Here is a 19,016-nt window from a genome sequence, read left to right as displayed (position 1 = left end):
GGAACGCCTCCGGATAAGCCCGGAACGCCGCCCGATAAACCAAGCACTCCAGGTACCCCGCCGCCGGAGCACCCGGATACTCCAGCACCGCCAAATAGCCCAGGCGGTGGTCATGAAGGCGGCGAGTCTTCAAGCATCATCGATCGACTGGCGCAAACCGGAGCGCATCTGTGGTGGGTGGCGCTTATCGGAGCCATGCTCGTTGTTGTGGGTGCATTTACCTTGCTTCGCCGCCGACGTGATCTGGCTGAATCACAGGAGAAATAAAGTAACTGTGGGAACATTCCCACCGTGCAGATTCTTCTATAAGTATGGAAGAAAAACCTCATCCCGCCCCGCGGCATAGTCCCAACGTGCGGCGGTTTTTCATGCTCTTGGCCATGTTCGCCCTAATGCCCAGAATCCCCAGCCAAAGCGCCCGCCGTCTGACAGGATCTGTAGCATGACGTACCCTCCCTACGACCCTCCTGCCCCGATGCCCGTCTACGGTTACGCCCCGCCGCAGCAAACTGGTCAAGACTCTCGCTTCATGCCTCTGCTCATCGGCTGGCTTGCTGCCTTCCTTATGCCGATTGTGTATTGCATCCTGCGCTTCGTGTTTTATGGCAAGGACTGGGTGGGGATACTTCTAATCGCCGGCGCGGTCGGCCCGCTCTTCTTCGGCATTCAGTGCCTCCTCAATTTCGTGGCGCTCGCGATCCCGAAGTGGTGCAATGATTCCCTCGCTATCTTCTGGGGTGGCATGCTCGTATGGTGGGGCGGCGGTGCGGCTTTCGCAGTGGTGCCGGGGTGGGAGTTCCGCGAGGAAATCCGGGAGTACGGAGAGAAAGCTTGGCCCACCGGGGGACCTGACGACTGGGATGTAGCGACCACGGAAGATGGGCAGCGCTACATCGAAATCCTCGATACCTGGCTGGATACCGAAACGACTTTGCAGCATACTCTCACAATCCCCACCTTGGTCGCGCTGGCTGGAATCGCCATCGTCGTCATTGGCGTGGTCGTGGCCGCCATGAAACCTGCTCGTCCAACTGTCGCCCAGGCGCCGCACTGGCCGGGTAGGCCCTACTAGTTTCGTGCACTAGTTGCTCTCTTAGCCATGACGCCACCTCGATCCCGTCGCGCCCGCGTGGAATAATGGGGCTCATGGCAGCTACTAAATTGGATGGAAAGCTCTACCGCGACGAGATCTTCGCCGACCTGGAACAGCGCGTCGCCGCGCTGAAGGAAAAGGGTGTGACTCCCGGCCTGGCCACCGTGCTGGTGGGCGACGACCCGGCCAGCCACTCCTATGTGCGCATGAAGCACAAGGACTGCGAGCAGATCGGCGTGAACTCCATCCGCAGGGACCTCCCGGCGGACGTTTCCCAGGAAGAGCTGAACGCCGTCATCGACGAGCTGAACGCGGACGATGCCTGCACCGGCTACATTGTGCAGCTGCCGCTGCCGAAGCACCTGGATGAAAATGCTGTGCTGGAGCGCATCGATCCGGACAAGGACGCCGATGGCCTGCACCCGGTAAACCTGGGCAAGCTGGTGCTGAACGAGCCCGCCCCGCTGCCCTGTACCCCTAACGGTGCGATCCACCTGCTCCGCCGCTTCGGGGTGGAGCTGAACGGCGCGAAGGTCGTAGTCGTCGGCCGCGGAGTGACCGTCGGCCGCCCGATCGGCCTGATGCTCACCCGTCGCAGCGAGAACTCCACCGTCACCCTCTGCCACACCGGCACCAAGGATTTGGTCGCAGAGACGAAGGCAGCCGACGTGATCGTCGCCGCCGCCGGCGTGCCGCACATGATCACCGCCGACATGGTGAAGCCGGGCGCGGCGATCCTGGACGTGGGAGTTTCCCGCGGCGAGGACGACAAGCTGAAGGGCGACGTACACCCCGACGTGTGGGACGTCGCCGGCGCTGTTTCTCCGAATCCTGGGGGAGTGGGCCCGCTGACCCGCGCCTTCCTGGTGCGCAACGTCGTCGAGCGCGCGGAGAACCTGCTGCGTGACTAACGGCAAACCAGGGGGCGAGCCCTCGCGAGCTCGCCCCGCCCGCATTGGCGATGCCCGCCAGCGGTTGCTCGATAACCCCCACGACCGGCACAACGCTCCGTCGCGGCTGTCCCGCCCCATCCAGTGGGCACTGCTGGGATTATTCGGGCTGATGCTGCTGGCTGTGGTGGCGTTGTTGCTGGTGGACAGGTGGCGTCGAGCTAGCGTGATGCTGGGCGGCGCGATGGTCTACCTGGCCGTGCTACGTCTACTCCTGGATTCCCGGGTGCTGGGCGTGCTGGCGGTGCGATCGCGCAAGTTCGACACGGCCTTCACTGCCGCCATCGGCTTGGGCATACTGTGGATCGCCGTGAGCGTCGATCCGCTGACAACCTAAGTCAGCGCACGACCGGCACCAACCCAGCGCCCTACTGCTCCTCACCTTCGGCGATGATCTCCGCCTTCGCCAGGAACTTCACCAACACTTGCCCCATCTGGCGCGACTCGATCAGGAACCCGTCGTGGCCGGTCGGTGAGGTAATCTTCGACATCCCGATGAAGTCGCCTAGGTTGCGCGACAGGTGCTCCTGCTGGTGCAGCGGATACAGAATGTCGGTATCCACACCCACCACCATCGTCGGCACCTGGCACGACCCCAGGGCGGCGTTCATACCACCGCGCCCCCGGCCCACGTCGTGCCTGTTCAACGCGTCCGTCAGCACCACATAACTGCCCGCGTCGAACCGCGCGACCAGCTTCTCGGCCTGGCGGTCCAGGTAGCTTTCCACCGCGAAGCGCTGTTGCGGATCCCGGTACGCACCATAGGGGTTCTCGCCGCGCTGCGGATCCACTCCAAAGCGCTCATCGACCTCCAGCTCGCCGCGGTACGTCAGATGCGCGATGCGGCGGGCTTGGCCCAGCCCGTGCGAAGGAACTTCGCCCTTGTCGTAGTAGTCGCCGCCATGCCACGCCGGGTCTGCTTCAATAAAACGAATCTGGCTGGACTGCAGCCCAATCTGCCACGCGGACGCACGCGCGCTCACCGCGATCGGCAGCGCCGCCGAGATTATCTCCGGGTACATGAGCGTCCACTCCAGCACCCGCGCCCCGCCCATCGACGCGCCGATCAGGGCATGGATCTTTGTGACGCCCACACGCTCCAACAACTGCCGTTCCGCCGTAACCATGTCACGAATCGACAGGCCAGGGAATCGAGAGCCCCACGCCTTGCCGTCGGGGTGCGGCGAACTGGGGCCGGTGGACCCCTGGCAGCCACCCAGCACATTGGCGCATAGCACCAGGTAACGGGTGGTATCGATCGGCTTGTTGGGACCCACCATATCCGCCCACCAGTCGGCGGCGTTTCCATCGCCGGTGAGGGCATGTTCGATCAACACGACCGGCCGTTCCTCCGGGGATAGTCCCGGTTCGGGACCTGCGGAGAACTCCGCGTAGTCCGCGTCGCCCTGCGGAGAGTCGTAGAACGCGAAGAGGCGGAGTTCGGCGTCGAAAATAGTCACACCCGACTCCGTGACCACATCGCCGATAGGGACCGTGTGCGACGCGCCAGAAGCGGGGAGGAACTCGGGGTTCATGCGTGACTGTCTAGATCGCTCGAATTGCCTAGATAGCCTCGAAGCCGCGCTTGAGATCATCGATGATGTCGGCGATGTCCTCAATGCCCACGGACAGACGGACCGTTGCGTGGGAAACACCTGCGCGCGCGAGGCCCGCCGCATCGGACTGAGAGTGCGTGGTGGTGGCCGGGTGAACCACCAGGGAGCGCACATCGCCGACATTCGCCAGGTCAGAGTGCAGCTGTAGAGCATCGATGAAGGCCCAGGCCTTCGCCTTTGCATCCTCCGAGTTCGGGTCGTCGACCTTCAGATCGAAGCTTAAGACAGAGCCGGTGTATTCCAAGCCCAGCTCCTCCTTGACCTTGAACCACGGGGAGTTTGGCAGACCCGCGTAGTTCACGGTAGCCACCTGCGGCTGCTCGGCCAGGAACTCCGCCACGGCCTTCGCGTTCTCGTTGTGCTTGGCGATGCGCAGAGTCAGCGTATCCAAGCCTTGGGCCACAACCCATGCGTTGAAGGCGGAGAGGGAGGCGCCCGTGTCGCGGATGATGCCGGCGCGGAGCTTCATGCCGAATGCTGCCGGGGCCAGATCCACGTACTTCAGGCCGTGGTAAGCCGGGTCCGGGTTGACGAAGCCGGGGAAGACAGGCTGGCCGTCGCGTTCGACGGACCAGTCGAAGGAACCGCCGTCGACGATGATGCCGCCCAGGCCAGAGCCGTTGCCCGTGTAGAACTTGGTCAGGGATGCGACTACGATGTCCGCGCCCAGCTCCAACGGCCGGACAAGGGCTGCGGTGGCTAGGGTGTTATCCACGATCAGTGGCACCTGGTTTTCGTGGGCTACGTTGGCAACGACCGGAATGTTCAGTACGTCTGCCTGCGGGTTTGCGAAAGTCTCCGCGAAGAAGGCCTTGGTGTTCGGGCGGACGGCGGCCTGCCAGGACTCCGGGTTGTCAGGGTTTTCCACGAAGGTCGTTTCGATGCCCAGCTTCGGCAGGGTGTGCTGCAGCAGGGTCTCGGTGCCGCCGTACAGGCGCGGGGAGGCGACGATGTGGTCGCCGGCGTTTGCCAGGTTGAGGATTGCGGCGGTCTCGGCGGCCATGCCGGAGGCGAAAGCGACTGCGTGAACGCCGCCTTCCAGGGAGTTCAGGCGATTTTCCAGCGCCTCGACTGTGGGGTTGGTTAGGCGGGAGTAGATGGGGCCCAGGTCTTCCAGGTGGAAGCGCTGTTTGGCGTGCTCTGCGTCGTTGAAAACGTAGCTGGAGGTGAAGTGGATCGGCAGGTTGCGAGCGCCGGTATCGCCGACGGGCTGGCCCGCGTGAATCTGGCGGGTGGCGAAGCCCCACTTCTCGGCGTTGTCGTTGTTGTACTTCGGCATGGGTGTGTTCCTCTGGGGTGTTACTTGGCTTTGTTGTTTGGCTTTGTTGTTTAACGACGATAGACCCACGCGCGCTAAAAGTAAACCGCTCTGTCTACTTTTTTCTTAGCGACGCCGCAAAGTACCAGCTAAACGCATATATGCGCCCCGTAAATTACCTATACCGCTTGGTCTAGAACTGCGCTTTTTCTGCCTGCTATGTTGCTGCTGAGCTCCGCGGCTCTACTGGGGTGTGGTGCTCTTATGGGGAGCGCCTCTTCTTGGGTGAAATGTCGGAAAAGTTGCAAAACGTTACTGGTGACAATATTCATTAGTGTAAATGCGCTGGTCACAGGGCTGCGCGACCGAGCCTCGTTTTTGGCCACGAGACGTTTGGCAACTTTTCCGACATTCAAGGCGCTATGGGATGCTGGTGGCGCCCCCGTCGCCCAAGGTTCTGCAAGTTTTCCGACACATAAAGGCTTGTTTGCTGGTGAAATGTCGCTAGAACGGGAATGCGTTATCGGCATCCGTTTGCAAATCTGTAAAACCGCTGGTCAAAGAGTTGGCACTGGGATTGCAAATTCTGAAGGCGCGACAGACTCCCGTTCTAACGACATGTGCGGTGGGAGAGGTAGAAATTGCGAGGCAGGCGTGGGGCTAGTGGGGTCGGTGGGGCTAGTGGGGCTAGTGAGGCGGGCGTGGGGCTGGTGAGGCGGGCGTGGGGCTGGTGAGGCGGGCGTGGGGATAGTGGGGCTAGTGGGACGAGCGTGGGGCTAGTGGGGAGGATGAAGCGGTGGTGAGGGCGCACGTAGGCACAAGAAAACCCCAGCGCCAGCAGTAAAATGCCAGCGCCGGGGTTATTGCGGGCCGGGACCCAGCGAGCTCAGCCGCTACTTGTTAGCGTTCAGGCTGTCGATGATCTCGTTGAACGTCGAAGACGGACGCATCACAGCGGAAGTCTTCACATCATCCGGCCAGTAGTAGCCACCCAGGTCCACCTCGTGGCCCTGAACATCCAGCAGCTCCTGGGAGATCTTCTCCTCGTTGGCCTCGAGGGCGTCAGCAACAGGCTTAAAGACCTCCGCCAGCTCGGCATCGCGCGTCTGGTCAGCCAGCTCGCGAGCCCAGAACTTCGCCAGGTAGAAGTGCGAACCGCGGTTGTCGATCTCGCCGACCTTGCGGGACGGGGACTTGGACTCGTTCAGCACGGCCTCGGTCGCAGCATCCAGAGCATCGCCCAGGATCGGAGTGCGCGGGTTGTTGTCAGTCTCCTGCAGCTTTCGCAGAGACTCCGCCAGCGCCAGGAACTCACCCAGGGAATCCCAACGCAGGTGGTTTTCCTCCAGCAGCTGCGCCACGTGCTTCGGCGCGGAACCGCCCGCACCAGTCTCGAACAGGCCACCGCCGGCGATCAGCGGCACGACGGACAGCATCTTCGCGGAGGTGCCCAGCTCCATGATCGGGAACAGGTCCGTCAGGTAATCGCGCAGCACGTTACCGGTGACGGAAATCGTATCCTCACCAGCGCGGATGCGGTCGATGGATAGCTGCATGGCCTCCTCCGGAGGCAGAATGCGGATATCCAGACCCTCAGTGTCGTGATCCTTCAGGTAGGTCTCCACCTGCTTCTGCACGTTCACGTCGTGGCCACGCTTCGGATCCAGCCAGAACACAGCCGGCGCGCCGGTGGCGCGGGCGCGGGTCACGGCCAGCTTCACCCAGTCCTGCAGCGGAATGTCCTTGGTCTGGCATGCGCGCCAGATGTCGCCCTCGGCAACCTCGTGCTCCATCAGCACATCACCAGCGCCATTCAGCACCTGCACACGACCCTCGGCCTCAATGCGGAAGGTCTTGTCGTGCGAACCGTACTCCTCGGCCTTCTGAGCCATCAGGCCAACGTTCGGAACAGTGCCCATCGTGGTCGGGTCGAAGGCACCGTTCTTGCGGCAGTCATCAATAACTACCTGGTAGATGCCCGCGTAGGAGGAATCCGGCAGAACCGCCAGCGTATCCTGCGTTTCGTCGTTCTTGTTCCACATCTGGCCGGAGGTGCGGATCATCGCCGGCATGGAAGCATCCACGATCACGTCGGAAGGCACGTGCAGGTTGGTGATGCCCTTGTCGGAGTTCACCATCGCCAGGTCTGGGCCGTCCGCCAGAGCCTTATCGAAGGCCTCGCGGATCTCTGCGGCACCTTCGACCTCGCCAGCGTCCAGCGCATCCAGGATCGCGCCCAGACCGTTCTCGCCGTTCAGACCAGCGGGCAGCAGCTTGTCGCCGTACTGCTCAAACACCTCGGCAAAGTAGGCGCGCACGGCGTGGCCGAACATGATCGGGTCGGAGACCTTCATCATCGTGGCCTTCAGGTGTACGGAAAACAGCACACCCTCCGCCTTAGCGCGAGCCACCTGAGCCCGGAAGAAGGTGCTGAGGGCGTCGGCACGCATCACGGTGGCGTCAATAATCTCCTTGTCCAGAACCGGCAAGGATTCCTTCAACACCTGCGTCTCACCGTTCGGCTTGACCAGCTGGATGCGCAGCGTGTCGTCACCGTCGATGATGACGGACTTCTCGTTGTGACGGAAGTCGTCTGCCTCCATCGTGGCGACATTCGTCTTGGACTCCGGCGACCACTTGCCCATGCTGTGCGGGTGCTTGCGTGCGAAGCTCTTCACAGCCTTCGGCGCGCGACGGTCAGAGTTGCCCTGGCGCAGAACCGGGTTAACGGCCGAACCCTTCACAGAGTCGTAGCGAGCCTGTGCATCGCGCTCCTCGTCGGTCTGCGGCTCCGCGGGGTAATCCGGCAGGTCGTAGCCGGCCTTCTGCAGTTCCGCGATGGCGGCCTTCAGTTGCGGGATGGATGCCGAGATGTTCGGCAGCTTGATGATGTTCGCATCTGGGGTTTCGGCCAATTCGCCGAGCTCTGCCAGGGCATCGTCCACCTTCTGCTCCGCCGGCAGCACGTCGGAAAACGCGGCCAGGATGCGGGCGGCCAGCGAGATATCGCGGGTTTCCACCTCCACTCCAGAGGTCGAAGCAAAAGCCTCCACAATTGGCTTCAAGGAATAAGTCGCCAAGAGCGGGGCTTCGTCGGTGCGGGTGTAGATGATCTTTGCCATGTGGCGTTCGTCTCCCAGCCTCTAGTTAGTCAGTTGATCTTTTAGTGGTTTACGATCCAAGAATACGGCAAATAGCGAACCCGTGAATGTTACGGGGTTATTGGCCACCGTGCGGCCGGTTTGTGTTTAAAGCTAGAAAATTTTTTTTACGCCTACCCGCCGCACTTTCGCGACCTATCCGTCGCGCTTCCAGCCGCCCGTCAGCCCCGCCCAATCAACCCCGACCAATCGTCCCCGACCAATCAACCCACGAAAGCGAGCGATGCCCGTGAGTCAGACCCGACTGACCAAGCTTCCAACCCGGCGCCCCGTCCCGCGCCAGACAGAAATCTCCACCCGCCACCGCTACATCGCTATGGTCGCTATGGCCCTGGGCGGTTTCGGCATTGGCACTACGGAGTTCGTGGCGATGGGACTGCTGAACCTCATCGCGGAGGATTTTGCGATCTCCGAAGACCAGGCAGGCCACGTGATCTCCGCCTACGCGCTGGGTGTGGTTATCGGCGCCCCGTTGATCACTACGCTGACCGGTTCCATTCCGCGCAGGCGGTTGGCGCTGATTCTCACCGCCGCGTTCATCATCGGCAACGGCCTGAGCGTGTTCGCGCATTCCTACTGGTTGCTTATGCTGTCCCGCTTCATCGCGGGCTTCCCACACGGCGCGTACTTCTCTGTCACGGCGCTGATTGCCGCCTCGATGGCGCCTAACGGCAAGCGCGGTAAGGCAGTGGCGTTGACGGGCATGGGGCTGTCCATCGCCACGGTCATCGGCGTGCCGGTGGCTCAGTGGTTGGGCTCTACGTTCGGGTGGAATGCGGCCTTCGCGATGGTTGCGGTCATCGGTATGGTCACCTTCGTCGCTCTGTGGTTCACGGTGCCGCACATGACGTTGATGCCGCGCACGAAGCCGATCACGGAGCTCGGCGCACTGGTGAACTCGCAGGTGCTGATGACCCTCGCCGTGGGCACCGTTGGCTTCGGCGGCATGTTTGCGGTCTACACCTATATCTCTTGGACTTTGACGGAGAATGCGGGCTTCAACGGCGACCTTATCTGGATTCCGCTGATGGTCTACGGCGTGGGCATGGTCATAGGCACGTATATCGGCGGAGTGCTGGCCGACCGCAACCTGGAGTATGCGATCCTGGGCACCCTGCTTTCGCTGGTCGTGGTGCTTTCTTCCTTCTACTTCCTGTCCCACAACGCCGTGGCGGGCATCATTAACTTCGGTGTGATCGGCCTGCTGGGTTCCACCCTGGTGCCGAACCTGCAGACCCGTCTTATGGACGTTGCCGGCGACGCCCAGACCCTCGCCGCGGCTCTGAACCACTCTGCGCTGAATATGGCCAATGCGGCGGGTGCGGCGGTCGGCGGCGCGGTTATCGCTGCTGGTTACGGTTATTCCACCCCTGCGCTCGCCGGTGCGGCGATGGCTGCGTGCGGCGCGTTGCTGTGGGTTCCTGCCTATTATTTACGACGCCGTCAGCTTGCGGCCGCCCGCGCGTGAAGTCGGACACTCGAAGGTAAATCGGGCTTAGTAGGGTAGTGCGCATGAAGTCTTTGACCATTGCGACGGTGAACGTCAACGGTATTCGTGCCGCGGCGAAGGTACGGCACGAGGGTAATCGGGGGATCCTGCCCTGGCTGGAGGCCACCCCTGCGGACGTGGTGTTAATGCAGGAAGTGCGCGCCGACGAAAAGCAAACCCGCACTGCCCTGGAGCCCGTGCTGGGGGAGTGGCACCTGGCGCAGGCGCCGGCCGCCGCCAAGGGACGGGCGGGCGTGGCCATCCTGTCGCGTTTGCCCCTGCGGGACGTGCAGATCGGCTTTGGTGGAAGCGCTGGCGCGGAAGAGTTCGCGGACTCCGGCCGCTACATTGAGGCCACGGTGGATGCCGGGGATCAGCCGGTGCGCGTGGCCTCACTGTATCTGCCCAGCGGTGCGGCGGGGACGGAAAAGCAGGACGAGAAATACCGCTTCCTGGATTCCTTCGGCGAGTACCTGCAAGCGCGCGCTGCACAGGCTGAACAGTCCGAACTGTCTGAGTTAATTATCGGCGGGGATTGGAACATCTGCCACCGCCGCGAGGACCTGAAGAATTGGAAAACCAACCGTAAGAAGTCCGGCTTCCTGCCGGACGAGCGGGCCTTTATGGACTCGCTGCTGGGAACCTTCCCGGATGCGGCGACCCAGGTTTCCGACGATCAGGATGCCGGACGCAACGGCAACCCGGCCGGGGTGGCTGGCGATTTCTTCGGCGCAGTGGAATACGCGCCGGGCGTAGCCGCACAGGCCCGACTGGCCACCGGCGCCGCCGCGGAGCCGCACTACTTCGACGTGATGCGCCGCGTACTGCCCGACCAGGCCGGGCCGTATTCCTGGTGGACCTACCGCGGTCAGGCCTTTGACACCGACGCAGGTTGGCGTATCGACCTGCAGGTGGCAACAAAGGGGATGCTCGACCGGGCGCTGCGCGCGAACAAGGTGTGGGTCGACAAGGCCGCGGCCTATGACCAGCGCTGGTCGGATCACTCGCCAGTGCTGGTGGAGTACGCATGTTAACCGTCCTCTACGTCCTGGGGCTTACCGCCGAGTCGATGACGGCGGCGTTGGCTGCGGGACGGCAGCGGATGGACATGTTCGGCGTCATGCTCATCGCCGCCGTGACCGCCTTCGGTGGCGGCACGGTGCGTGACATGCTGTTCGGCCACTACCCATTGCGCTGGGTGGACGAGCCAATCTTTTTGGCGATCGTGCTCGTTGCAGCGTTGGTAACCGTGTTGGCGAGCTTCCTGATGGACTACTTCCGCACCATCTTCCTGGTGCTGGATGCGGTGGGTCTATCCACCTTCGCCCTGCTCGGCGCGCAGGTGGCGTTGGAGATGGGGCATAGCCCACTGATCGTCGTGGTGTCCTCCGTGGTGACGGGCGTTTTCGGCGGCGTGCTGCGCGACATCCTCTGCGACCGAGTGCCGCTGGTGTTTAACGAGGAGCTCTATGCCTCTATCGCCATCCTCGTGGCCGTGATGTACATGAGCATGCTCCACTTCAATCTGGACGAGACGATTGGCAGCCAGTTCGTCATTATCATCTGCCTGGTCTTTGCTTTCGGCCTGCGACTATTGTCGATTTTCTACCGCATTTCCCTGCCCGTTTTCGAATACCAAGAGCGCGAATATGTGCGCGATCCCGCCGGGCGGCTGACCATGTGGGCACTCAACAAGGCCGGTGTGCGTCGCCGAGAGATGCGCCGGCGCAGCCTGGGGGCTCCACGTGCCCCGAAGGATAAAAAGGGGCAGAAGAAGCGGCGAAACGAAAACCGGTTTGAACTGGTCGATCGGGGGGAGTTTGAGTACGAGGACGACGGGGCGTCACCAAACCCGCCCACAGAACCCGACAACCGTGACGAGTAAGGTTACCTACTATGAACCAACCTGCGAAGAAACAGCGCGTCGTCTCCGGCCTGCAGCCGACCAGCGATTCCTACCACCTGGGCAACTACCTGGGTGCCGTTAAGCAGTTCATTGAACTGCAGGAAGATTACGAGACCTTTTACTTCATCCCCGACCAACACGCCATCACTGTGCCCGGCTACAACCCGAAGGACCTGCGCAAGCGCACCCTCGCGGGCGTGGCACAGCTGCTGGCGCTGGGCATCGACCCGGAGCGCTCCACCCTTTACGTCCAATCCCACGTGCCGGAACACACGCAGCTGGCATGGGTTCTGATGTGCATCACCGGCGACGGTGAAGCACGCCGCATGACGCAGTTCAAGGACAAGTCGGCAAAGCAGGGCGGCGACAATACGACCTCGGGCCTGTATGCCTACCCGATGCTGATGGCTGCGGACATCCTGCTGTACCGCCCGCACCTGGTTCCGGTGGGCGAGGACCAGCGGCAGCACCTGGAGCTCACGCGCAACCTCGCGGAGCGTTTTAACTCCCGTTATAAGAAGACCTTCGTGGTGCCCGAGGGCTTCATCCCCGAAGGCGCGGCGAAGATCTACGACCTGCAGAACCCCACGGCCAAGATGTCGAAGTCCACGGACAATCCCAAGGGTCTGATTAACCTGCTGGATGACCCGAAGGTCTCCGCCAAGCGCATCCGCTCTGCCGTGACCGACAACGACGGTGAGATCCGCTACGACAAGGAAAACAAGCCGGGCGTATCGAATCTGCTGGTCATCCAGTCCGCACTGGGAGACAAGAGCATCGACGAGCTGGTGGAGGGCTACCAGAAGGCCGGCTCTGGCTACGGTGACCTGAAGAAGGACACCGCCGAGGTGCTGGAAGCATTCTGCTCCCCGCTGCGACAGCGCTACGACGAATACATGGCAGACCCCGCAGAGCTGCACCGCATCCTCGCAAGTGGTGCAGAGCGAGCCCGCGAGATCGCGTCGAAGACCATCGAACAGGTCTACGAGCGCGTGGGCTTCTTGGCAGAACAGTAAGGCAACAGTAAAGCGCGCCCGCGCCCGCCGTGCTTTACTAATGTGAGAATCTTCGAGACGAGACGACCGGAAGGAAGGGCCGTCCCCTTGGCGACCACCGATCCTGATAAGAAAAACCTGGATAACTACGGCGTGGAGCGTTCCCGCAAAGACGATCCAGGTCCGCTGGATAAGTACCGCGAGAAGTGGCCGTGGCTAGACCACGTGCTGCGGATGCAGGATCGGTACACCGAACAGGGCGGCAACCAGTACGCCGCGGGCATCACCTACTTCTCTGTGATGACCATCTTCCCGCTGATGATGCTGGTGCTGGCCGTCATGGCCATGATTCTGGCCGGCAACGAAAAGCTGCTGAACGAGGTCATGGACAAGGTCGCCACCATGGGCGACGGCAACATGGGCGAGGTTCTGCAGACTATTATCGAGCAGTCCATCGAGCAGCGTAAGTCCGTGTTCTCCATCGGTCTTCTGCTGGCACTCTGGACGGGACTGGGCTGGATCGCCCACCTGCGCCTGGGCGTATCCGAGATGTGGAAGGTCTCCGGCAAGGCCGATGGTTTCGTCTCTGGCAAGGTCAAGGACCTGATCGGCCTGCTGGGACTGCTGGTCTCCCTGATCGGCGCCTTCGCCATCACCACCATTGGTAACTCCGGGCTGACCACCCAGCTGCTGGACATGGTTGGGCTGTCGGACGTCCCGGGTATCCGCTACATCACCTTCGCGGTGGCGCTGCTGGTGGCCTTGATCGCTAACTTCTGCGTGTTCTTCTGGATGATTCTTTACTTGCCGCGCACCAAGGTGCCACGCGGTTCCGCAGTGAAGGCGGCCATCATCGGCGCGGTTCTGTTCGAGGTGTTCAAGCAGTTCGCAACCATGTTCTTCTCTAAGGCACTTTCCAACCCGGCCGGTGCCGCCTTCGGTCCGGTCATCGGTGTGATGGTGCTGATGTACTTCATTTGGCGCATCCTGTTGTACTGCTCCGCATGGGCCGCTACTACGCCGGAATCCCTGGCTAACCTGCGCCCCGATGCACCCCCGGCCGCGGTTATTCGCGTGCGCCAGGAGGTACGTAGCGGAAGTACGGACGCCAGCCGCGCTGGCCTGCTGGGCGTAGGAGCTGCCGCCGGCGTAGTCGTCGGCGGGTTGGCCTCCAAGATTTTCCGCCGCTAGTTGCCCCCCGGCTCCGCTAGCGCCGGACGCGCGGGCAGCTAGGATCGTTAACCATGATTGACTCTGACATCATCGCGTCCCTGCCCAAGGTAGAACTCCACGATCACCTCGACGGCGGCGTGCGCCCCGCAACGCTGGTCGAGCTGGCCGAGAAGATCGGCTACGAGCTGCCTACCACCGACCCGGTAGAGCTGGAAAAGTGGTTCTACGAGGCAGCGAACTCGGGCGACCTGCCGACCTACCTGACGACCTTCGACCACACCACCGCCGTCATGCAGACTGTCGAAGGGCTGGTGCGAATCACCCGCGAGGCTGTCGAGGATCTGGCCGCGGACAATGTGTGCTACGCCGAGTTGCGCTACGCCCCCGAGCAGCACCAGGCGGATGGCCTGTCCCTGCAGCAGATCGTCGAGGCTACTGTGCAGGGTGTGAAGGAAGGCGAGCGTCTGGTCGCCGAGCAGGGCGGTCGCATTCACGTTCGCCTCATCCTCTGCGCTATGCGCCACGCGGATCGTTCCGAGGAGATCGCGCAGCTGACCGTCGATAACTACGGTGAGCACACCCCGGGCGAGGGCTACGTCGTCGGCTTCGACATCGCCGGCGCGGAGGACGGCTTCCCGCCGTCGAAGCACGCTGCCGCCTTTGACCTGCTGCGCCGTAACCTTGTTCCCTTCACCATTCATGCGGGTGAGGCTGCGGGTGTGGACTCTCTTCGTGACGCCCTAGCGCAGGGTGCCCGGCGTATCGGTCACGGCGTGCGCGTCTACGAGGACTTTAATGCCACCATGAGCGGTATCGAGTTGGGACAGGTCGCCCGCTTCATGCGCGACCAGCGCATCGCTCTGGAGATCTGTCCGACCTCCAACACACAGACGGGTATCTGCGATGACGTGGCCGAGCACCCCTTCGGTCTGCTGTACGAGATGGGCTTCTTCTGCACGGTGAACACGGACAACCGGCTGGTTTCTGGCACCACCATGTCCCGCGAGTTCGAGCTGCTGGCCGAACACTGCGACCTGGAGCTGTGGCAGTTGCTGGAGCTCACGAACAACGCCCTGCAGGTGGCCTTCTGCGATGAGTCCTTGCGAGAGGACCTGGAGCGCAACGTGCTGTATCCGGCCTATGCCGAGATCGGCAACAGCCTGCCCGACGAGGCGATGGGCGAGGCAGTGGATGCCGAAGGTGCCGAGTTCTCCAACGGCATGCAGCGTCTGCACGGACACGGCCAGCTAAGTGCTGCAGGCGCTGACGCGGGGCAGCAAGATATTGAACTGTCGATGGAGAACTTGAAGGCGGAGCTGGAGGAGCTAGGCCTGAGCCTGGATGATGACGATGCCGACGAAGGTACGGGTGCAGGCGAGGCCGGCGAGCAAACCTCCAGCTAGACCCATCTGAATGCTTTAAGTTCGTCCTCTAGCGGTTGGGTTCTGCCCCTGTGAACTGGCAAAATGCTCTGCATGGCGAATTCTGAAAGCATTCTGCGCAACCCCCGCGGCCTCCGCCGAATGGTGGCCCTGCTGGTTGTGATCTGCACGGGCGCAGCCCTCACCGCATGCTCGGAGACCGGCGGTCGCCCGCGCGGTGGCGCTTCCGGCGACGGCGGCGGAGGAGTGGATACCCCACGGTACACGGTGGCTATGGTCAGCCACGGTGCCCCCGGCGATACTTTCTGGGATCTCGTCCGCGCGGGCGCGGAAGATGCCGCTAAGAAGAACAACCTGGAGCTGCGTTATAGCTCTTCCCCACAGGCTCCCGACCAGGCGAACCTGGTGCAAAACGCCATCGACTCCCACGTCGACGGCCTGGCCCTGACCATGCCCACCGCCGAGGCTCTGGGGCCGGTCGCCAAGCGCGCGGTCAAGGAGGGCATCCCCGTGGTCGGCCTGAACTCGGGCATGGACCACTACAAGAAGTACGACCTCAGCGCATTCTTCGGCCAGGACGAGTCCGTCGCCGGTGAGCGCGCCGGCCAGCGCCTGGCGAAGGACGGCGCCAAGAAGGTGCTGTGCGTCATCCACGAGCAGGGAAACCCCAGCCAAGAGGCCCGCTGCGCAGGTATCAAGAAGGGCCTGGGCGGCGGCTCTGTGGAGAACCTCTATGTCAATGGCATGGACCTCACCAGCGTGCAGTCCACAGTGCAGGCCAAGCTGGCGCAGCAGAAGGACATCGACTGGGTCATGGGTCTGGTCGCCCCCGTCGCACTGACCGCGGTGCAGGCCAAGGAACAGTCCGGCTCCGACGCGAAGATCTCCACCTTCGACACCAACGCGGAGCTTGTCGCCGCGATAAAGAAGGGCACCATCGAGTGGGCCGTTGACCAGCAGCCCTACCTGCAGGGCTACATGGCCATCGACGCTCTCTGGCTGGCCAAGCGCAACGGCTCCACCGTCGGGGGCGGCCAGCCGGTACTGACCGGCCCGTCGTTCGTGGATAAATCCAACGTGGACACGATCGCGGAGGCGGCAAAGGCAGGGCTGCGATGAAGGCGATGAACGTGCTCAAGCGCCCCGAGTTCACCTCCGTCCTCGGCGCGGTGCTGATCTTCGCGCTGTTCATGATCGTCGCCCCGTCGTTCCGCTCCTTCGACGCGTTCTCCACGGTTCTGTACGCCAGCTCCACGATGGGCATCATCGCCCTGGCCGTGGGGCTGCTGATGATCGGCGACGAGTTCGACCTGTCCTCCGGCGTGGCCGTCACCACCGCCGCCCTGGCCGCCACGATGTTGAACTACAACTTCTGGCTGAACTCCTGGGTGGGTGTGTTCCTTTCCCTCCTGATCGCCCTGGCCATCGGCGCTTTCAACGGAATCATGGTGATGCGCACCGGCATTCCGTCGTTCCTTATTACTCTCGCCGCGTTTCTGATGCTGCAGGGCGTCAACCTGGCAGTGACCAAGTTGGTCACCGGGCAGGTCGCGACCCCTTCGATCGCCGACATGGAAGGCTTCGAATCCGCCAAGGCGGTCTTTGCCTCCTCGGTGGACATCTTCGGGGTGCAGGTCAAGACGATTGTTTTCTGGTGGCTGCTCTTCGTGGCCCTGGCCAGCGTGTTGCTGTTTAAGACGCGCTTCGGCAACTGGATCTTCGCCGTCGGCGGTGATGCCGAGGCCGCCCGCGCCACCGGCGTTCCCGTTCGTCGTGTGAAGGTGATCCTGTTCATGTTCGTCGGCTTCGCCGCCTGGTTCGTGGGCATGCACAACCTCTTCGCTTTCGATTCGATCCAGGCCGGGCAGGGTGTCGGCAACGAGTTCCTCTACATCATCGCCGCAGTCATCGGCGGCTGCGCGCTGACGGGCGGGCGCGGCACTGCCATCGGCACTGCCATTGGTGCGCTGATCTTCGGCATGACGAACCAGGGCATTGTCTACGCGGGGTGGAACCCGGATTGGTTCAAGTTCTTCCTCGGCGCGATGCTGCTGTTTGCGGTGCTCACCAACAACTCTGTTTCGAAGTTCACGTCTGGGGGTCGTAGCTAAATGTCTTCTTCTATTGACGCCACCCCGATCATCAGCCTCCGCAATGTGGCCAAGGACTATGGCGACGTCCACGTGCTGAAGGACATTGACCTGGATATCTACCCGGGTAAAGTGACCTGCATCCTGGGCGATAACGGCGCGGGCAAGTCCACGCTCATCAAGATCCTCGCCGGGCGGCACAAGCACACCAGTGGCGAGGTGCTGGTCGACGGCGAAGAGGTCCATTTCAATGGGCCGAAGGATGCTCTAGATAAGGGCATTGCCACCGTGTATCAGGACCTGGCCGTGGTCGGTCAGATGTCCGTGTGGCGGAACTTCTTCCTCGGCCAGGAGCTCACCGGACGCTTCGGCATGTTGCGTGCTGACGAGATGCGCCGGATTGCCGCCGAAGAGCTGGAAAAGATGGGTGTGCACCTGGACGATGTCGAGGTGCCCATCGCCAACCTTTCCGGTGGCCAGCGGCAGGTCGTGGCCATTGCGCGCGCTGTGTACTTCGGTGCGCGAGTGATCATTCTGGACGAACCCACCGCAGCGCTGGGCGTCAAACAATCGGGTATGGTGTTGCGCTTCGTTAAGGCTGCCGCCGAGCGCGGGGTAGGCGTGGTGCTGATTACCCACAACCCTCACCATGCGTATCTGGTGGGTAGCCACTTCGTGCTGCTGAATATGGGGGAGAGGTCCCTGGACGCGGATTACTCCGAGGTCACGCTGGAACAGCTGACGCTGGAGATGGCCGGCGGGGGCGAATTGGATTCCCTCAACCACGAGCTGCGGCGTTAAGTGGGTTGGGGTGTTAATCTACGGCGTAGGTAACGATCGTTTGGCCTCTTAGAGGCAAGACGTCCGAGTAAACATATGGTTTTCTGATGAACAACGAGAACTGGAACAATTGGAATAATTACCATCCGCCGGCACCAGAACCACAGCGTGCGAAGGAAACCTCGCCATGGGTTTATACCAGTGTCGCAATTGCCGTGATTGCGCTCTTAGTCGGCGGTAGTGTGGCCGCCTTTGCCATCTTGGGCGACAGAAACGACGATGGTGACAGTGAAGCGCCCGCCGCGGCCAGTGAGTCCTCTGCCTCTGCTCCGAGTAGGGCTCCTGAAGCAAATCGAGAATCCACCGCTCCCCCGAAGAAGCCGACGCCCGATGCTCCCGAGGATGAAACGGAGAGCCAGGAAAGTAACCGCAGTACTGGCAGCGCCCAGTACTCCCTGAGTCGACATGGATGGGAGGGGAGCCCCGCCCACTGCAATTCAGATGACGAATGGCTCTACGCAGCATACGGAGACGGTGACTATGTGGTTGTCTGCAAGGTCGGACAGAAAGGCGATTACTACTACCGCGGTGATGTCGGTGGGTATGAGCTAGAGAAGGATGTCGATATGGCTTACGCCGATCCAGGTCGGGGGAGCTACCGCGTCCCAGTTGGTGGGGGAACGAGAATCGAGATCAACCAGAAGAGCTTGAAAGTTTTCGAGCATGGCGAGGTGGCCAGCAACGTTCAGTTTGACGAGTACTTCGTAGAGAACCCCTAAACGTCCCATTCTGTAGGGAGGATTCCCCAATTGGGGTCGCCGGAAGGGGAGCTGAATGTAATAATTAGTCGGCTAGTAAACCACGATTTTTCGCAGAAAGATTGAGAGCATCCATCATGAGCAACCCGAACCCCTACAGTCAGCCGGGGCAAAATTTCGGTGGCCCGAGCCAACCGAATCAACCTAACCAGGCATTCCCAGCGCAGCAGCCGAACCAAATGCAGCAGCCACAACAGCCGCAGCAGTTCGGCCCGCAGAACCAGTTCAATCCGCAGGGGTCGAAGGGGCAGTCTCTGCAGTGGAACCAGATGGGTGCGATTGCCGTCGGAGTCTCTGCGCTTTTG

The 19,016-nt window shown here is 62.1% G+C and carries 17 protein-coding genes and 1 pseudogene; 15 read left to right on the top strand and 3 right to left on the bottom strand.

Features of this window, described 5'->3' with window-relative positions; all coding sequences use genetic code 11:
* The first annotated feature begins 135 nt into the window (after window positions 1-135).
* The 4 genes from HMPREF2678_RS10560 to HMPREF2678_RS09445 all read left to right on the top strand — a co-directional run bounded on the left by HMPREF2678_RS10560 (window position 136) and on the right by HMPREF2678_RS09445 (window position 2,380).
* Entirely contained in the window at window positions 136-267 is a 132-nt protein-coding gene (locus HMPREF2678_RS10560; RefSeq protein WP_371325845.1) for an LPXTG cell wall anchor domain-containing protein, read from the top strand.
* Between the two features lie 175 nt (window positions 268-442).
* On the top strand, window positions 443-1,072 hold the full coding sequence (locus tag HMPREF2678_RS09455) for a hypothetical protein (protein WP_070552140.1): 630 nt from the start codon (window positions 443-445) through the stop codon (window positions 1,070-1,072).
* A gap of 74 nt (window positions 1,073-1,146) precedes the next feature.
* Entirely contained in the window at window positions 1,147-2,004 is an 858-nt protein-coding gene (locus HMPREF2678_RS09450) for a bifunctional methylenetetrahydrofolate dehydrogenase/methenyltetrahydrofolate cyclohydrolase (RefSeq protein ID WP_083303459.1), read from the top strand.
* A complete protein-coding gene (locus HMPREF2678_RS09445; protein ID WP_080721234.1) occupies window positions 1,997-2,380 on the top strand; it encodes a DUF3017 domain-containing protein in 384 nt (127 codons plus the stop codon). The genes HMPREF2678_RS09450 and HMPREF2678_RS09445 overlap by 8 nt, the downstream gene beginning before the upstream one ends.
* 31 nt (window positions 2,381-2,411) lie before the next feature.
* On the opposite strand, the gene HMPREF2678_RS09440 is transcribed toward HMPREF2678_RS09445, so the two are convergent.
* The 3 genes from HMPREF2678_RS09440 to HMPREF2678_RS09430 all read right to left on the bottom strand — a co-directional run bounded on the left by HMPREF2678_RS09440 (window position 2,412) and on the right by HMPREF2678_RS09430 (window position 8,039).
* Window positions 2,412-3,578, bottom strand: a complete 1,167-nt coding sequence (locus HMPREF2678_RS09440) for a homoserine O-acetyltransferase MetX (protein WP_070552136.1) — start codon at window positions 3,576-3,578, stop codon at window positions 2,412-2,414.
* A 28-nt stretch (window positions 3,579-3,606) separates the two neighbouring features.
* Window positions 3,607-4,938 carry an O-acetylhomoserine/O-acetylserine sulfhydrylase gene (locus HMPREF2678_RS09435; RefSeq protein WP_070552134.1) on the bottom strand — a complete coding sequence of 444 codons (1,332 nt, stop codon included), beginning with the start codon at window positions 4,936-4,938 and terminating at the stop codon, window positions 3,607-3,609.
* Between the two features lie 872 nt (window positions 4,939-5,810).
* Entirely contained in the window at window positions 5,811-8,039 is a 2,229-nt protein-coding gene (locus HMPREF2678_RS09430) for an NADP-dependent isocitrate dehydrogenase (protein WP_070552132.1), read from the bottom strand.
* Window positions 8,040-8,301: 262 nt separating this feature from the next.
* On the opposite strand from HMPREF2678_RS09430, the gene HMPREF2678_RS09425 reads away from it, so the two are divergent.
* The 11 genes and pseudogenes from HMPREF2678_RS09425 to HMPREF2678_RS10410 form a co-directional block, all read left to right on the top strand.
* Window positions 8,302-9,546, top strand: coding sequence for an MFS transporter (locus tag HMPREF2678_RS09425; protein ID WP_070552130.1), 1,245 nt, complete (start codon window positions 8,302-8,304; stop codon window positions 9,544-9,546).
* A gap of 44 nt (window positions 9,547-9,590) precedes the next feature.
* The gene (locus HMPREF2678_RS09420) at window positions 9,591-10,601 is read left to right on the top strand and encodes an exodeoxyribonuclease III (RefSeq protein ID WP_070552128.1); all 1,011 of its coding nucleotides are present in this window, start codon (window positions 9,591-9,593) and stop codon (window positions 10,599-10,601) included.
* A complete protein-coding gene (locus HMPREF2678_RS09415; protein WP_034971184.1) occupies window positions 10,595-11,452 on the top strand; it encodes a trimeric intracellular cation channel family protein in 858 nt (285 codons plus the stop codon). The genes HMPREF2678_RS09420 and HMPREF2678_RS09415 overlap by 7 nt, the downstream gene beginning before the upstream one ends.
* 11 nt (window positions 11,453-11,463) lie before the next feature.
* On the top strand, window positions 11,464-12,489 hold the full coding sequence (trpS, locus tag HMPREF2678_RS09410; protein ID WP_034972397.1) for a tryptophan--tRNA ligase: 1,026 nt from the start codon (window positions 11,464-11,466) through the stop codon (window positions 12,487-12,489).
* A gap of 87 nt (window positions 12,490-12,576) precedes the next feature.
* On the top strand, window positions 12,577-13,659 hold the full coding sequence (locus HMPREF2678_RS09405; protein WP_070552126.1) for a YhjD/YihY/BrkB family envelope integrity protein: 1,083 nt from the start codon (window positions 12,577-12,579) through the stop codon (window positions 13,657-13,659).
* A 53-nt stretch (window positions 13,660-13,712) separates the two neighbouring features.
* Window positions 13,713-15,044 carry an adenosine deaminase gene (locus HMPREF2678_RS09400; RefSeq protein ID WP_070552124.1) on the top strand — a complete coding sequence of 444 codons (1,332 nt, stop codon included), beginning with the start codon at window positions 13,713-13,715 and terminating at the stop codon, window positions 15,042-15,044.
* Window positions 15,045-15,107: 63 nt separating this feature from the next.
* Window positions 15,108-16,142 carry a sugar ABC transporter substrate-binding protein gene (locus tag HMPREF2678_RS09395; RefSeq protein WP_034971195.1) on the top strand — a complete coding sequence of 345 codons (1,035 nt, stop codon included), beginning with the start codon at window positions 15,108-15,110 and terminating at the stop codon, window positions 16,140-16,142.
* Window positions 16,139-17,134, top strand: coding sequence for an ABC transporter permease (locus tag HMPREF2678_RS09390; RefSeq protein ID WP_034971199.1), 996 nt, complete (start codon window positions 16,139-16,141; stop codon window positions 17,132-17,134). The genes HMPREF2678_RS09395 and HMPREF2678_RS09390 overlap by 4 nt, the downstream gene beginning before the upstream one ends.
* On the top strand, window positions 17,135-17,914 hold the full coding sequence (locus HMPREF2678_RS09385) for an ATP-binding cassette domain-containing protein (protein WP_070552122.1): 780 nt from the start codon (window positions 17,135-17,137) through the stop codon (window positions 17,912-17,914).
* An 86-nt stretch (window positions 17,915-18,000) separates the two neighbouring features.
* The gene (locus tag HMPREF2678_RS09380) at window positions 18,001-18,672 is read left to right on the top strand and encodes a hypothetical protein (RefSeq protein ID WP_070552120.1); all 672 of its coding nucleotides are present in this window, start codon (window positions 18,001-18,003) and stop codon (window positions 18,670-18,672) included.
* A gap of 116 nt (window positions 18,673-18,788) precedes the next feature.
* A pseudogene (locus HMPREF2678_RS10410) lies at window positions 18,789-19,016 on the top strand (hypothetical protein); the annotation flags it as partial.

Source organism: Corynebacterium sp. HMSC058E07 (assembly GCF_001809885.1).
Lineage (GTDB): Bacteria > Actinomycetota > Actinomycetes > Mycobacteriales > Mycobacteriaceae > Corynebacterium > Corynebacterium macclintockiae.
The sequence above is the reverse complement of the archived record's forward strand: the minus strand, read 5'-3'. Positions and strand labels throughout refer to the sequence as shown.

Bases quoted from the DNA above. Each gene is read 5' to 3' on its own strand.
- HMPREF2678_RS09455 (WP_070552140.1), top strand. From the start codon at position 443: ATGACGTACCCTCCCTACGACCCTCCTGCCCCGATGCCCGTCTACGGT.
- HMPREF2678_RS09450 (WP_083303459.1), top strand. From the start codon at position 1,147: ATGGCAGCTACTAAATTGGATGGAAAGCTCTACCGCGACGAGATCTTC.
- HMPREF2678_RS09440 (WP_070552136.1), bottom strand. From the start codon at position 3,578: ATGAACCCCGAGTTCCTCCCCGCTTCTGGCGCGTCGCACACGGTCCCT.
- HMPREF2678_RS09435 (WP_070552134.1), bottom strand. From the start codon at position 4,938: ATGCCGAAGTACAACAACGACAACGCCGAGAAGTGGGGCTTCGCCACC.
- HMPREF2678_RS09430 (WP_070552132.1), bottom strand. From the start codon at position 8,039: ATGGCAAAGATCATCTACACCCGCACCGACGAAGCCCCGCTCTTGGCG.
- HMPREF2678_RS09425 (WP_070552130.1), top strand. From the start codon at position 8,302: ATGCCCGTGAGTCAGACCCGACTGACCAAGCTTCCAACCCGGCGCCCC.
- HMPREF2678_RS09420 (WP_070552128.1), top strand. From the start codon at position 9,591: ATGAAGTCTTTGACCATTGCGACGGTGAACGTCAACGGTATTCGTGCC.
- HMPREF2678_RS09415 (WP_034971184.1), top strand. From the start codon at position 10,595: ATGTTAACCGTCCTCTACGTCCTGGGGCTTACCGCCGAGTCGATGACG.
- trpS (WP_034972397.1), top strand. From the start codon at position 11,464: ATGAACCAACCTGCGAAGAAACAGCGCGTCGTCTCCGGCCTGCAGCCG.
- HMPREF2678_RS09400 (WP_070552124.1), top strand. From the start codon at position 13,713: ATGATTGACTCTGACATCATCGCGTCCCTGCCCAAGGTAGAACTCCAC.
- HMPREF2678_RS09395 (WP_034971195.1), top strand. From the start codon at position 15,108: ATGCTCTGCATGGCGAATTCTGAAAGCATTCTGCGCAACCCCCGCGGC.
- HMPREF2678_RS09390 (WP_034971199.1), top strand. From the start codon at position 16,139: ATGAAGGCGATGAACGTGCTCAAGCGCCCCGAGTTCACCTCCGTCCTC.
- HMPREF2678_RS09385 (WP_070552122.1), top strand. From the start codon at position 17,135: ATGTCTTCTTCTATTGACGCCACCCCGATCATCAGCCTCCGCAATGTG.
- HMPREF2678_RS09380 (WP_070552120.1), top strand. From the start codon at position 18,001: ATGAACAACGAGAACTGGAACAATTGGAATAATTACCATCCGCCGGCA.